The organism is Nisaea sp. (assembly GCF_034670185.1).
In the GTDB taxonomy this organism is placed as follows: domain Bacteria; phylum Pseudomonadota; class Alphaproteobacteria; order Thalassobaculales; family Thalassobaculaceae; genus Nisaea.
Map to the genome: position 1 here is coordinate 130,624 of NZ_JAXMNY010000005.1, position 11,721 is coordinate 142,344.

General features: G+C 61.9%; 11 protein-coding genes. 6 read left to right on the forward strand and 5 right to left on the reverse strand.

What is annotated here, in order from left to right:
- Positions 1–26 precede the first annotated feature (26 nt).
- The 3 genes from VOI22_RS19620 to VOI22_RS19630 are packed head-to-tail and all read left to right on the forward strand — an operon-like array spanning position 27 to position 3,092.
- Entirely contained in the window at positions 27–1,019 is a 993-nt protein-coding gene (locus VOI22_RS19620; protein WP_323798136.1) for a GDP-mannose 4,6-dehydratase, read from the forward strand.
- 2 nt (positions 1,020–1,021) lie between these two features.
- On the forward strand, positions 1,022–2,026 hold the full coding sequence (locus tag VOI22_RS19625; protein ID WP_323798137.1) for a thiamine pyrophosphate-dependent dehydrogenase E1 component subunit alpha: 1,005 nt from the start codon (positions 1,022–1,024) through the stop codon (positions 2,024–2,026).
- 13 nt (positions 2,027–2,039) lie between these two features.
- Positions 2,040–3,092 carry an alpha-ketoacid dehydrogenase subunit beta gene (locus VOI22_RS19630; protein WP_323798138.1) on the forward strand — a complete coding sequence of 351 codons (1,053 nt, stop codon included), beginning with the start codon at positions 2,040–2,042 and terminating at the stop codon, positions 3,090–3,092.
- A gap of 3 nt (positions 3,093–3,095) precedes the next feature.
- On the opposite strand, the gene VOI22_RS19635 is transcribed toward VOI22_RS19630, so the two are convergent.
- From VOI22_RS19635 to VOI22_RS19655, 5 genes are read right to left on the reverse strand one after another with little or no spacing between them, the layout of a single operon-like run.
- Positions 3,096–3,752 carry a class I SAM-dependent methyltransferase gene (locus VOI22_RS19635; protein ID WP_323798139.1) on the reverse strand — a complete coding sequence of 219 codons (657 nt, stop codon included), beginning with the start codon at positions 3,750–3,752 and terminating at the stop codon, positions 3,096–3,098.
- A complete protein-coding gene (locus VOI22_RS19640) occupies positions 3,745–4,632 on the reverse strand; it encodes an SDR family oxidoreductase (RefSeq protein WP_323798140.1) in 888 nt (295 codons plus the stop codon). The genes VOI22_RS19635 and VOI22_RS19640 overlap by 8 nt, the downstream gene beginning before the upstream one ends.
- 1 nt (position 4,633) lies before the next feature.
- The gene (locus VOI22_RS19645; RefSeq protein ID WP_323798141.1) at positions 4,634–5,926 is read right to left on the reverse strand and encodes a nucleotide sugar dehydrogenase; all 1,293 of its coding nucleotides are present in this window, start codon (positions 5,924–5,926) and stop codon (positions 4,634–4,636) included.
- A gap of 4 nt (positions 5,927–5,930) precedes the next feature.
- The gene (locus VOI22_RS19650) at positions 5,931–6,857 is read right to left on the reverse strand and encodes a Gfo/Idh/MocA family oxidoreductase (RefSeq protein WP_323798142.1); all 927 of its coding nucleotides are present in this window, start codon (positions 6,855–6,857) and stop codon (positions 5,931–5,933) included.
- Between the two features lie 15 nt (positions 6,858–6,872).
- On the reverse strand, positions 6,873–8,426 hold the full coding sequence (locus tag VOI22_RS19655) for a PfkB family carbohydrate kinase (RefSeq protein ID WP_323798143.1): 1,554 nt from the start codon (positions 8,424–8,426) through the stop codon (positions 6,873–6,875).
- A gap of 322 nt (positions 8,427–8,748) precedes the next feature.
- Between VOI22_RS19655 and VOI22_RS19660 the strand changes: the two genes are divergently transcribed.
- From VOI22_RS19660 to cbiE, 3 genes are read left to right on the forward strand one after another with little or no spacing between them, the layout of a single operon-like run.
- On the forward strand, positions 8,749–9,822 hold the full coding sequence (locus VOI22_RS19660; RefSeq protein ID WP_323798144.1) for a sirohydrochlorin chelatase: 1,074 nt from the start codon (positions 8,749–8,751) through the stop codon (positions 9,820–9,822).
- Positions 9,823–9,836: 14 nt separating this feature from the next.
- Complete coding sequence (locus VOI22_RS19665; protein ID WP_323798145.1) at positions 9,837–10,490, forward strand: precorrin-8X methylmutase; 654 nt, start codon at positions 9,837–9,839, stop codon at positions 10,488–10,490.
- A complete protein-coding gene (gene cbiE / locus VOI22_RS19670) occupies positions 10,487–11,719 on the forward strand; it encodes a precorrin-6y C5,15-methyltransferase (decarboxylating) subunit CbiE (RefSeq protein WP_323798146.1) in 1,233 nt (410 codons plus the stop codon). The genes VOI22_RS19665 and cbiE overlap by 4 nt, the downstream gene beginning before the upstream one ends.
- Positions 11,720–11,721 lie beyond the last annotated feature (2 nt).

Genomic DNA, 11,721 nt, shown 5'->3' on the forward strand with positions numbered 1-11,721 from the left:
TTCGGCAAACAAAGAGCAGCGAGATAATGACAAAAACCTATGCAATTCTCGGCGGCGGCGGCAGCTTCGGTATCCATGCCGCGAAATACCTGCTCGACAATGCCGACCCAAAGAAAGTGATCGGTATCGGCCGCAACCCGTTGCGGCCGGAGCCTTTCTCGCTCGATATCGAGAGTCACCCGAAATACGAATATCATGCCCGCCACATCACCTATGAGCTCGACCTTCTGCTTGAGCTGCTGGACGAGAAAAAGCCGGACGTCGTCGTCTGCTTCGCCGCGCAGGGCGAAGGCGCGGTTTCCTGGAAACATTCCTGGCGCTTCTTCGAGACCAACTGCGTCGGCCTTTCGCACCTGACCGAGGAACTGGCCAAACGCGACTACCTTGAGCGCTTCATCCAGATCGGCACCTCCGAGCTTTACGGTTCGGTCGAGCATGCGGCAAAGGAAGACGACCCGATCCGCCCATCGAGCCCTTATTCAGCGTCGAAGGCAGCATTCGATCTGCACTTGATGGCCGTCTCGAAGCATCTGTCCTTCCCGATGAACATCCTCCGGCCCTGCAATGCCTATTGTCCCGGCCAGCTTTTGCACCGGGTCATCCCGCGGACCATAGTGATGGCTAAAAAGGGCGAGAAACTTCCCTTGCATGGCGGCGGCAAGGCGGAAAAGTCCTACATCCATGCCCGCGATCTCGGCCGCGCCATCCATCTGGTTGCAGAGAAGGCTCCACTCGGCACCGTCTACAATGCGGGCTCGGCCGAGCCGACCTCGATCCGCCGCGTCGTCGAGCTCTGTGCCGATGCGCTTGGCAAACCGTTCGAGGATATCTGCGAGGTTGCCGGTGAGCGTCTCGGACAGGATTCCCGCTACTGGCTCGACAGCAGCGCCATCAAGCGCGATGTCGGCTGGGAAGCAGAGATCAGCTGGGAGCAGGGTCTCGCCGAAATGGTCGAGTGGGCCGACACCTACTGGGATCAGATCAAGGACTGGCCGACCGGTTACACGCTGCGGGGGTGAGCATGACGCCGGAAGCTGCAATCGGCGGAAACGCCCGTCCGGAAGTTGAAGCTCGGCAAGAGCTCTATCGCTCCATGCTGCGCACGCGCCGCGTCGAAGAAGCCATCGTCGACCGCTATGCCGAGCAGGAAATGCGCTGTCCGGTGCATATCTGCATCGGGCAGGAAGCGCCGCCGACCGGCGTCTCCGCGCATTTGCAGAAGCAGGACCACGTCTACAGTGCGCATCGCAGCCATGGCCATTATCTGGCCAAGGGCGGCGACATGCCGGCGATGATCGCGGAGATCTATGGCAAAGCCGACGGCTGTGCCGTTGGCAAGGGCGGCAGCCAGCACCTGATCGACCTGGATGCCGGTTTCATCTGCTCCGCGCCGATCCTCGCCAGCACGATCTCGGTCGGCGTCGGCGATGCCTGGGCAGCCCGGCAGCGCGGCGAAGACCGCGTCATCGTGATCTATTTCGGCGACGGCTCAACCGAGGAAGGCGCCTTCCACGAGGCCATGAACTTCGCCGGCGTGAACAAGCTGCCGGTCGTCTTCGTCTGCGAGAACAATCTCTATTCGGTGCACACATTGCTGGAGACCCGCCAGCCGGAGAACCAGACCGTGCGGCGCCTTGGCCCGCCAAACGGGATGGAGAGCTTCGACGGAGACGGCAACGACGTGGAAGAGGTCTGGCGGCTGGCGGAATATGCCGTGAACAAGGCCCGGAACGGCGGCGGCCCGACGCTGCTCGAATTCCATACCTACCGCTGGATGGAACATTGCGGCCCGCTCGACGATACCCATCTCGGCTACCGTAGCGCCGAGGAACTCGAGAGCTGGAAGACCCGCTGCCCGGTCGACAACTATCGCGACCGGCTGATCGAAGACGGCTCTGTCGATCAGGCCTGGCTGGATAGCGCGGAAAAGACTCTCCATCGCGAGATCGAAGCCGCCTTCACTGCCGCCAAGAACAGCCCTTTCCCAGACGCGGAAGAACTCTTCCGCCACGTGTATCCGGAATGACGGGCGCACCGCGATGACCAGGGAAATCAAATATTTCGAAGCCCTGCGCGAGGCCCAGGCGCAATGCCTGGAGAGCGATCGGGATGTTGTCGTCATGGGACTCGGCGTGCCCGGCCCGACCGGTGTCTTCGGCACCACCAAAAACCTCGTCGACGATTACGGCCCTGACCGTGTTTTCGACATGCCGTCTTCCGAAAACGCCATGACCGGCATGCTGCTGGGGGCCAGCGGCAACGGCATGCGGCCGATCATGGTGCATATGCGGGTTGATTTCGCGGTGCTGTCCATGGAGCCGCTCGTCAATCAGGCGGCCAAATGGCATTACATGTATGGCGGCAAGATGCGAGCACCGCTGACGGTCCGGATGATCATTGGTCAGGGCTGGGGCCAGGGCCCGCAGCATTCACAGGCACTGCAGGCCTGGTTCGCACATATTCCCGGCCTCAAGGTCATCATGCCGACGACGGCGCATGATGCCAAAGGCATGCTGATCGCCGCCGTGCGTGACGATGCGCCGGTGATTTCGATCGAGCATCGCTGGCTCTATGGCGTCAGCGGCGCCGTGCCGGAAGAAATGTACGAAACTCCGATCGGCAAGGCTCGCATCATGCGGCCGGGCAAAGATGTCACTATTGTGGCCGCTTCCTATGCAAGCCTTCTGGCATTGCGGGCAGCGGAAATGCTGGCCGATGCCGGGATTGATGCCGAGGTTCTGGACCTGCGCACCATCACGCCGCTGGACCGGCAGAGCATTGTCGAGAGCGTCCGCAAGACCGGCCGGCTCGTTGTTGCCGACACCGGCACCGCCGAGTTCGGCATCAGCGCTGAAATTGTCTGTGCCGCCGTCGAGGGCGCTTCGGAGAGCCTGAAGACTGCACCGCGCCGGGTCGGCCTGCCCTCCGTGCCGACACCGACATCACCGGCCTTGAGCGAGCATTTTTACCCCCGCGCCATCAATATCGCGGAAGCGGCGGCGGCAACACTCGGCGCCAAAATCCAGTTCACCGAACCGGAAACCGGTAAGTGGCATGACGTGCCGGACCCGAGCTTTACCGGGCCTTATTGATCCCTAGGCAATAATCGTCCAGGCCCAGTCGCCTTTGTACCCGGCTTCCTCGAAAAGTGAGAGCCAGCCGTCCGGGTAATCATGGAATTCCGCCGTCAGCACCCAGTCCTCGAAGACGGCTTTCTGCTGCGGCGTGTGATACGAGTCCACACGGATGAACGCCTTACCCTTGCCGACCCGGCCGATCTCGCGGAGCGCCCGGATCGCGCCTTCCCGCTTCTGGTTGTGGATCACATCCAGCGCCAGAACGAGATCGAAGCTCCCGTCCGGAAACGGCAAAGCTTCGCAGTTCCCCAGATGCAGCCGTTCTGCCACCTCCGGCGGACAATGCTTCAGGGCGTATTCCGAGATATCGAGGCCGAAAACCTCAAGTCCGGGACAGGCATCGAGCAGATCCTTGACCAGAAAACCCTTGGCGCAGCCGATATCGAGTACCCGCATGCCCGGCTTCAGTCCGTAATGCGCAACGATATCCCGGGCGACCGGTTGCCACCGTCCGTCATAACGGTAGCCGCCATAGCCATATTTTCGCGGCCCATCGAAATAATGCTCACCAAATTGCTTGGAGAGCCGGACGACCTCCGGGTCTTTGCCGACAGTGCGCTGCTGCAGGTTTCGTTTGGTTTTCGGCAGCGCGCGCAGAAGGTCGATCTCAGGCATCGCGCATCCCGCTCGCCAGCGTCTTTTTCAGGCCTTCTTCAAGAGACGTGAACCGGAAGTCGGGAAAAGCGCGGGCCACGTTGGCCGGATCGAACGGCCGGTAGCCATTGTGCGGCATGGCGCCCTGTCGCGCCTGCCCGACAATCGCGCTCGACGAACCAGAGAGCCGGACAACGGTTTCCACGATATCACGGAAGGCATGAACGGAACCGGTCGCGGCGTTGATTACGCCGGTGCTGCGGTGGAGGACCATCCGGCGGATCAGATCCGCAACATCATCGACAAGGACATGGTCGCGACGCTCCTCGCCCTCTCCGAAAAGCCTGATTTCCTCATTAGCTATCGCAAGCCGCATGAAGCGGTTCGGGCCATAGCCATTATGCGGATCGGACGCCCCGTAAATCAGGGTCGGCCGGATGATGCCGAGCGGCACATCGAGCTCGGCCGCCAGCGCGACTTCCCGGGCCAGATGCATGGCCCCATGCAGGCTGGCCGGCTCGGCGGCGGCGCTTTCCGACATCGGATAAAGCACGTCACGATAGACCGCGTCAGAACTGACATTGATCAAATGTGCCGGCGCCTTCGCGCGCAGAGCCTCGATGACGTTCGCGACAATCGTCATGTTATCGCGCAGCATGACAACATTCCGCACCGGGGCCATAGCGGAAACGAAGACGACCGTGTCGCCCGGCTCCAGCAGCCCGGCCAGTTTATCCGCTGCATCAGTGGCAAGAAGATCGACATCGGACCGGCCGATGGAGGCCACCGCAACGCCTTCCTTCCGCAGCGAACCGACCACTGCTCCACCAACGAAGCCAGCACCGCCAATAACCGCGACACGCCCCGGAAGCACATCGGTCTCGTTCAGATGTTTCAGCATGTCAGTCAGTTCCCAATGATCGGCCCAGTACGAAATGTGCGAATCTCGCCCCGCGTGCATTATCTCTGTCGAGTAGACCGTAGGGATCGACCACAGCACGCCCCCGCATCACTCCTGCAAGACGGCTGGCATCCAACTCCCGGAATTCCGGCCACGGCGTGGTCAGGAACAGCACATCGGCATCCCGGCAGGCCTCCAGAGCACTTTCGCAATGTGTCAGATCCGGCAGCACATCAGCTTTCACCACCGGGTCATACACGGCGATCTCGGCATCGCCGCCGAGATTATCGAGCAGAACCAGAGATGGCGCATTCTTGAGGGAGTGGGTGTTTTCCTTATAGGCGAGCCCCAGCACGGCGAGGCGCGGAGAGTCACCCAGCATCGGACGAATCAGATCCCGGTACGTCCTGTAAGGCCAGTCCTTGCGCCACGTGCTGTTCGACACCCAGGCCTCGACCACGCCCGCGTCTGTCTTGTTCGCTTCGGCAAAGCGGATGACGGTCGCGAGGTCGCGCTCCAGATTGCCGCCGGATAGGCCGAGGCCCGGCGTGAGGTACGAATATTGGCCGATCCGCCGGTCGAGCTTCAGCGCCGGGACAATCTCCGACCAGTCAGCACCGATCCGCTCACACAGCTCTGCCAATGTATTCGCCGTCGAGACTGAGGCGACAAGGCAGCAGTTGATCGAGATCTTCGCCAGCTCCGCGCTCTCATACCGCATCGGCAGGATCGGGCAGTCAAATGCGCCGAGCAGTGCCGTATAGGCTTCCGGCAGCCGCAGCGCCGCATCGGCACAGCCGACAATATAGCGCTCGGGATAACGTGCCCGCTCGATTGCCCGGCCGAAGACCAGCGTCTCAACCTGGTAAAAAAGGCGCTCTGCAGGGAAATCCAGCGCACGCGTGAAACCCGGTGGCACCTGGCAGAGAACGACCAGCAAGGCATCGGGTCCAAGCTCGGGGATGATCCGGTCCAGCAAAGCCCGGATCCGGGTCAGATCGGATTGCCCCTCGTCATCCGTCGGCACGTCGACCGAGATATAGACAATATCGGCCCTGCCAAGATCGGAGACCTGTACTGTAAAAGTCAGACGGTCCTTGTTCGCGGCCAGCATCTCGGGCAAGTCGGGCTCCACGACCGGGAGCTCTGCCTGACGGAGCCGACTTGCCTCTTCCTCCGTTTCGGCGAAGCCGATCACCTCGAAGCCAAGATCAGCGACGGCGACGGCAGAGTTCAGACCGAGATGGGTCATTCCGGCAAACCCGATGACAGGCTTCTTCAAACCGTTCGCCATACTCTTACGCGTCTCCCGCGATTTCAGAAGAAAGCCGCCCCAGCGCGCGATAGAGCCACCGGTCGTTCTCCAGATTGGACGCTCCCTTGGCCGCACAAAGCGCCTTGAAATGAGTGTATTCGGCTTCCCAGGTCGGATCGTCCTGAACCAGCGTCACAGCTTCTTCCGGCGGCCTGCCGCTGGGCAGCACCCGGCGGCGATGCACGAAGCGCGACGGCCCCCATTTGCACAGCGATTCAATATGCGCCGTGCCATGCTCGGCAAACACATCGCAGATGAAATGGTTTCGCCAGGACAGCAGCGACATCTCAAGCTCGATACGGGGGCCAGCCCCGCCCGAGGCGATGACCACATGATCCGGCGCCGCATTCTCGAAACAGTCAGCCGAGACGATACGAAAATCATCGGCGATATCACCGAACCAGAACCGCGCCGTATCGAGTAGGTGGCTACCGAGATCCGGCAGCACGCCAGCGCCCATATCCCGCCAGGCCGAGTCGCGCACAAGCCGCGCCGTACCGTTTCCGTAAAACATCCGGCAGCGGTAGATTTGACCCAGAGTGCCGGACGCGATCAGCTCGCGCATACGGACAAAATGCGGCTCGAAACGATGGTTGTAGGCCGTGTAACAGACCGCACCTGAAGACGCAGCCAGCCCTGCAAGCACATCCATCTCGGCTTCGCCGGAAAACCAGAGCGGCTTCTCCACCAGCACATGCTTGCCGTTGCCGAGCAAGTATTTCAGCAGCTCGAACTTGGGCTCGTCCGGCGTGCAGACTAGCGCCGCATCGTAATGGTCCAGCGGGACGCTTTCGAGGGTCCGGAAACCAGCCTCATCATGAAAGGGATCTACGGTTCCGACGCAATCGGCTCCCGCAACACGGCGTCTCTTGTGGCCCTGAACACCAAGGCCAACGACAAGGGCACGCATGGCCAAAACTCCGTCCTAGCTCTCGAATCTGGCGCGTCGCTCAACGGCGGATATTTTCTTCAACACATCCGCAGGGGTGACCGGAATGTTGCCGTCCTGCTCGCACTCTATGGCTGCCGCGAATGACCCGAGGATTGTAGCAATCGGTGCGCTACCCCGCGTCATCATGGCGAGTGTCGCATAGGCGAGCAGAGCATCGCCCGCCCCGACAGCGTCTTCAACCCGATCAGCGAAACTGTCGACGACAAAGAAGGAATCGAGCGCCTCGTGATCCGCGTTCCGACAGGTCAGAACACCGCGATCCCCCAACTTCAGGATCAACGTCCGGCACTCCGCCTCGTCGTATATCCGGGAGGCCAGCGGGCGGATTCCCGAATCCTGGTCCGCGATACTGAACCGCGCTTCCCGCTCGTTCGGGGTGATCAGATCGAAGCCCTTGAACTCGGTGATATTGCCCCAGCGGCTCGCCACCTGGCTGTCGGCAACCTTGAACAGGTCAGGCCGGATCGCCTCGGTCAAAGAAGGGATGGTGCGGCGGTTGAAAATACCGTGACGGAAGTCGCTAAAGACGACCGCGCCTTCTTTCGTCGCCTTGATCTGCTTAACCAGGCGGACGCGGATGTCATCGGAGATGCTGGAATTGTCGAGCGTGTCGATTTTCAGCAGCCGGTATCCACCGGCCACGATGGCATTCTTGTTGGTTGTCGGTCGCGTCGGGTCGATGATTGGCTTCAGCTTGATCCCTGAAGCCTCCAGATCCACGATGACAAAATCCTTGTATTCGTCGTCGCCGAGAACCGTGGAAAAGGTCACTTCGGCACCGGCAGCAGCCAGATGCTTCGCAACGATCGCCGCACCACCGATATAATCGCGCCTGCCCTGGTATGACACGCTGATCGTTGGTGTCTTGGTCTGGCCGCCGATTAGCGAGGTTTCCGTATAACTGTCGACGATCGTATCGCCGATCACATGCACTTTCTGGCCCGCCATCGAGCTTAGAGTGGACGAAAGATCGTCAAACTCGAAACCTTCCTGGCCCATCAGGGTCAGAAGCTTTTCCATCGGTATTTGCGGCGCTTCAAGATCGATCAGTCTGGAAGATGAATAGACGATATCTCCCGGCGTGAAGATCACCTCGCCACCGTAGGATTGGACAGTATCCAGCTCTTCCTGCGTCTTCGGCGGCAAACCCTGCGCCGTATATTCATATCCCTTGGCGAAGAAGTCGGGCTGGATCGCAAGCAGGTTGTCGAGCGGTTTGGCGTTCTGGTCGATCACGACATAATCGACCATTTCAAACGCCGCGAGATTGAGCGCCCGAAGCTGTTCGGGCACGTGCGGGCGATAGACGCCTTTCGCGATATGACGGTCAGCCGTCAGGCTCGCGATCAGGATCTTGGCCTTGCTCTTCGCGAACCCCAGATGACGCAGATGCCCCGGATGCACCACGTCGAACACCCCGTGGCACATGATCACCTTCTTGCGGCGCGGGAAGCTTCCGACAATCTCGGCAATCTCGGCAGCTGTCTTGATCTTGTGCTTGTAGCGGTCGGTGAATTCGGCACTCATTAAAAAGCTTTCCTGATCATCCGAGCCGGCCCGCATCCGGGAAACAAGCTCTTGTAATCACCCACGATACCCTCATCGGGAGCAGGGGGCAAAGCGATGACATCACGGAAGCAGAGGTCGCGGTGGCGACGCTATTGGTCCGATCCGGACTTGCCCCCATCCACCCTACCCTCTATCCAGAACACTTCGGCCCGGGACACTGACGTGACGGGCGCCCCGGAGATCTCCGGGGCCGGATAGATCCAGCAAGGATATCCGCGGCGGCTCGTGGCCGGGATGGCAACATTCCCGCGCCCCCGTGCACGCGGCGGTGGGGGATGAGATGAGCGTTTCAGACAAAAAAATTACCGGAAAACAGGGCGTGATGATCTGCGGGCATGGCAGCCGTGATCAGGCAGCCGTGGACGAGTTCGCGAAACTCGCCATCCGGATCAAGGAACAGATGCCGGACATGCCGGTGGATTACGGCTATCTGGAATTCGCCACGCCTATCATCCGCACCGGCCTCGACGCGCTGAAGGCGCAGGGCGTGACGGACGTGCTGGCCGTGCCAGGCATGCTGTTTGCCGCGGGTCACGCCAAGAACGATATTCCGTCCGTGCTGAATACCTACCAGGCCCAATCGGACGGCATGAATATCCATTACGGGCGCGAGCTCGGCATCGATGTGAAGATGATCAGAGCTGCGTCGGCCCGTGTCGAGGAAGCGCTGAAAGCGGCAGGCGATAACATCTCCCGGCACGAGACCATGCTCGTTGTCGTCGGTCGCGGCGCCTCCGACCCGGACGCGAACTCGAACGTGTCCAAGGTGATGCGCCTGCTCTGGGAAGGCATGGGCTTCGGCTGGGGTGAGACCGCCTATTCCGGCGTCACCTTCCCGCTGGTCGAACCGGCCCTCGAGCACGCCGCCAAGCTCGGCTACAAGCGCATCGTCGTGTTCCCCTATTTCCTCTTCACCGGCATTCTAATTACCCGGATCTACGATTACGTCGACAAGGTTGCCGCCCGGCATCCGGAGATCGAGTTCGTCAAGGCGCCGTATCTGAACGACCATCCGCTGGTGATCGAGACCTTCCTTGACCGGGTGCGGGAAATCACCGACGGCACCGGCAACATGAACTGCCAGATGTGCAAGTACCGCCAGCAGGTGCTCGGCTTCGAGGACGAGGTCGGCCTGCCGCAGGAAAGCCATCACCATCATGTCGAGGGCATCAACGACAGCGATGGCCACAGCCACGATCATGATCACGACCATGGGCATGATCACGGGCACCACCATGACCACGATCACAAGCACGGGCATTCCCATGACCACGGGCACGGGCACGACCACCATCATCACCCTTATCCCCATGCGGACCATCCGCTCGGCCCGCGCACGCTGACCGATTCCTGATCCGGCCAGCCGTTATGACCGCGCCAACTTTCGAATACGAGAAAGATCCGTCCGCCATCTACCGGCGATCCTTCGAGATCGTCCGGGCGGAGACGGATCTTTCCCGCTTCGACGCCGACGAGGCCGAGGTCGCGGTGCGTCTTGTGCATGCCTGCGGAATGCCGGAGATCGCGCCCGATCTGGTTTTCTCGACCGGCGCCGTCGCGGCTGGGCGGACGGCACTTGCCTCGGGAGCACCGATCATCTGCGACGCGGCCATGATCGCCCATGGCGTGACACCGAAATTGCTGCCGGCCGGGAACGAGGTGATCAGCCTGATCCGCGATCCGCGCCTGCCGGATCTGGCGAAGGCCGAAGGAACGACACTCTCCGCCGCCCAGGTAACACTCTGGCAGGAGCACCTTGACGGTGCGGTGGTCTCCATCGGCAATGCACCGACGGCGCTGTTCCGCCTGATGGAGAGCATTCTTGCAGGTGGGCCGCGCCCGGCGGTCATTCTCGGCTTCCCGGTCGGCTTTGTCGGCGCGGCCGAATCGAAACAAGCACTGGCGGCAACAGATAACCTGCCACCCTTCCTCACCCTGCCGGACAGGCGCGGCGGCAGTGCGATGGCAGCAGCGGCAGTGAATGCACTGGCGATCCTCGCCGGAAAGGGTGCGGCCCGATGAGCACCGGAATGCCCTGGCTGCGTGTGATCGGCATCGGCGAGGACGGGCTGGACGGCCTTGCCCCCTCCGCCCGCGCACTGGTCGACAGCGCCGAGGTGCTGATCGGCGGCGCCCGGCATCTGGCCATGGTGCCGGAGGACGGACGCGAGCGGCATGAATGGCCATCCCCGCTCAGCAAGCTGGTCGAAGCAATTATTGAAATGCGCGGCCGCCCGGTTGCGGTGCTTGCAACCGGCGACCCGATGCAGTTCGGCATCGGTGCCACCCTCGCCAAGCATCTCCCGGCCAGTGAAATGGCGATCCATCCGGGACCGTCCGCCTTCTCTCTCGCCGCCGCACGCCTCGCCTGGCCACTCTCCGAAGTGCGCACCGTGACCCTGCATGGCCGCCCGCTTGCCCTGCTCGCCGCCGCCCTTCAGCCCGGCCTGAAGCTGATGCTGCTGAGCGACGGGGGGGAGACACCGGGACAGGTTGCGGCCTATCTCACCGGCGCCGGGTTCGGCGCCAGTACCATGAACGTGTTCGAGCATATGGGCGGCGCGTCCGAGCGGCGGCTGGACGGCACGGCGGCGGACTGGCCGCACCAGCCCGGTGCCGATTTCAACACCATTGCCGTGGCGCTGTGTCAGCCGGATAGACCAGCCGCGCTGGGCAGCACACCGGGCCTTGATGACGATTTCTACGAAAGCGACGGGCAGTTGACAAAGCGCGAGGTCCGCGCGGCAACACTCTCCGCCCTGCGGCCGGGACCGGGACAGTTACTCTGGGATGTCGGCGCAGGCTCCGGCTCCGTTGCCATCGAATGGATGCGCACGGATCCGCTGGCAAAAGCCGTCGCCATCGAGAGCAATCCGGAACGCATCGAAACCATCCGGCTCAATGCAGACGCCCTCGGTGCCCCGTTTCTCAGGTTCGTGGAAGGCCGGGCGCCGGAGGCTCTGACCGGGCTTGAAGCACCGGATGCGATCTTCATCGGCGGCGGGATCACCGGCGATGGCGTGATGGACGCTTGTTGGTCCGCATTGAAGCCCGGCGGAAGACTGGTCGCGAATGTGGTGACGCTGGAAGGCGAGGCGGCGCTGTTCGCGGCGCAAACGCGCCTTGGTGGGCAGCTGTCCCGCATCGCTGTCTCCCGCGCGGAGCCGGTCGGCCCCTATCAGGGTTGGCGGCCGCTGATGAGTGTAACCCAATGGGCCGTAACCAAGCCCGCAACAGACAAGACGGAATAGCA

What these genes read in the sequence shown, in the direction of transcription:
- cbiE (WP_323798146.1), top strand. Translation starts at nt 10,487, where the DNA reads ATGAGCACCGGAATGCCCTGGCTGCGTGTGATCGGCATCGGCGAGGAC.
- VOI22_RS19635 (WP_323798139.1), bottom strand. Translation starts at nt 3,752, where the DNA reads ATGCCTGAGATCGACCTTCTGCGCGCGCTGCCGAAAACCAAACGAAAC.
- VOI22_RS19665 (WP_323798145.1), top strand. Translation starts at nt 9,837, where the DNA reads ATGACCGCGCCAACTTTCGAATACGAGAAAGATCCGTCCGCCATCTAC.
- VOI22_RS19640 (WP_323798140.1), bottom strand. Translation starts at nt 4,632, where the DNA reads ATGCTGAAACATCTGAACGAGACCGATGTGCTTCCGGGGCGTGTCGCG.
- VOI22_RS19630 (WP_323798138.1), top strand. Translation starts at nt 2,040, where the DNA reads ATGACCAGGGAAATCAAATATTTCGAAGCCCTGCGCGAGGCCCAGGCG.
- VOI22_RS19655 (WP_323798143.1), bottom strand. Translation starts at nt 8,426, where the DNA reads ATGAGTGCCGAATTCACCGACCGCTACAAGCACAAGATCAAGACAGCT.
- VOI22_RS19660 (WP_323798144.1), top strand. Translation starts at nt 8,749, where the DNA reads ATGAGCGTTTCAGACAAAAAAATTACCGGAAAACAGGGCGTGATGATC.
- VOI22_RS19650 (WP_323798142.1), bottom strand. Translation starts at nt 6,857, where the DNA reads ATGCGTGCCCTTGTCGTTGGCCTTGGTGTTCAGGGCCACAAGAGACGC.
- VOI22_RS19625 (WP_323798137.1), top strand. Translation starts at nt 1,022, where the DNA reads ATGACGCCGGAAGCTGCAATCGGCGGAAACGCCCGTCCGGAAGTTGAA.
- VOI22_RS19645 (WP_323798141.1), bottom strand. Translation starts at nt 5,926, where the DNA reads ATGGCGAACGGTTTGAAGAAGCCTGTCATCGGGTTTGCCGGAATGACC.
- VOI22_RS19620 (WP_323798136.1), top strand. Translation starts at nt 27, where the DNA reads ATGACAAAAACCTATGCAATTCTCGGCGGCGGCGGCAGCTTCGGTATC.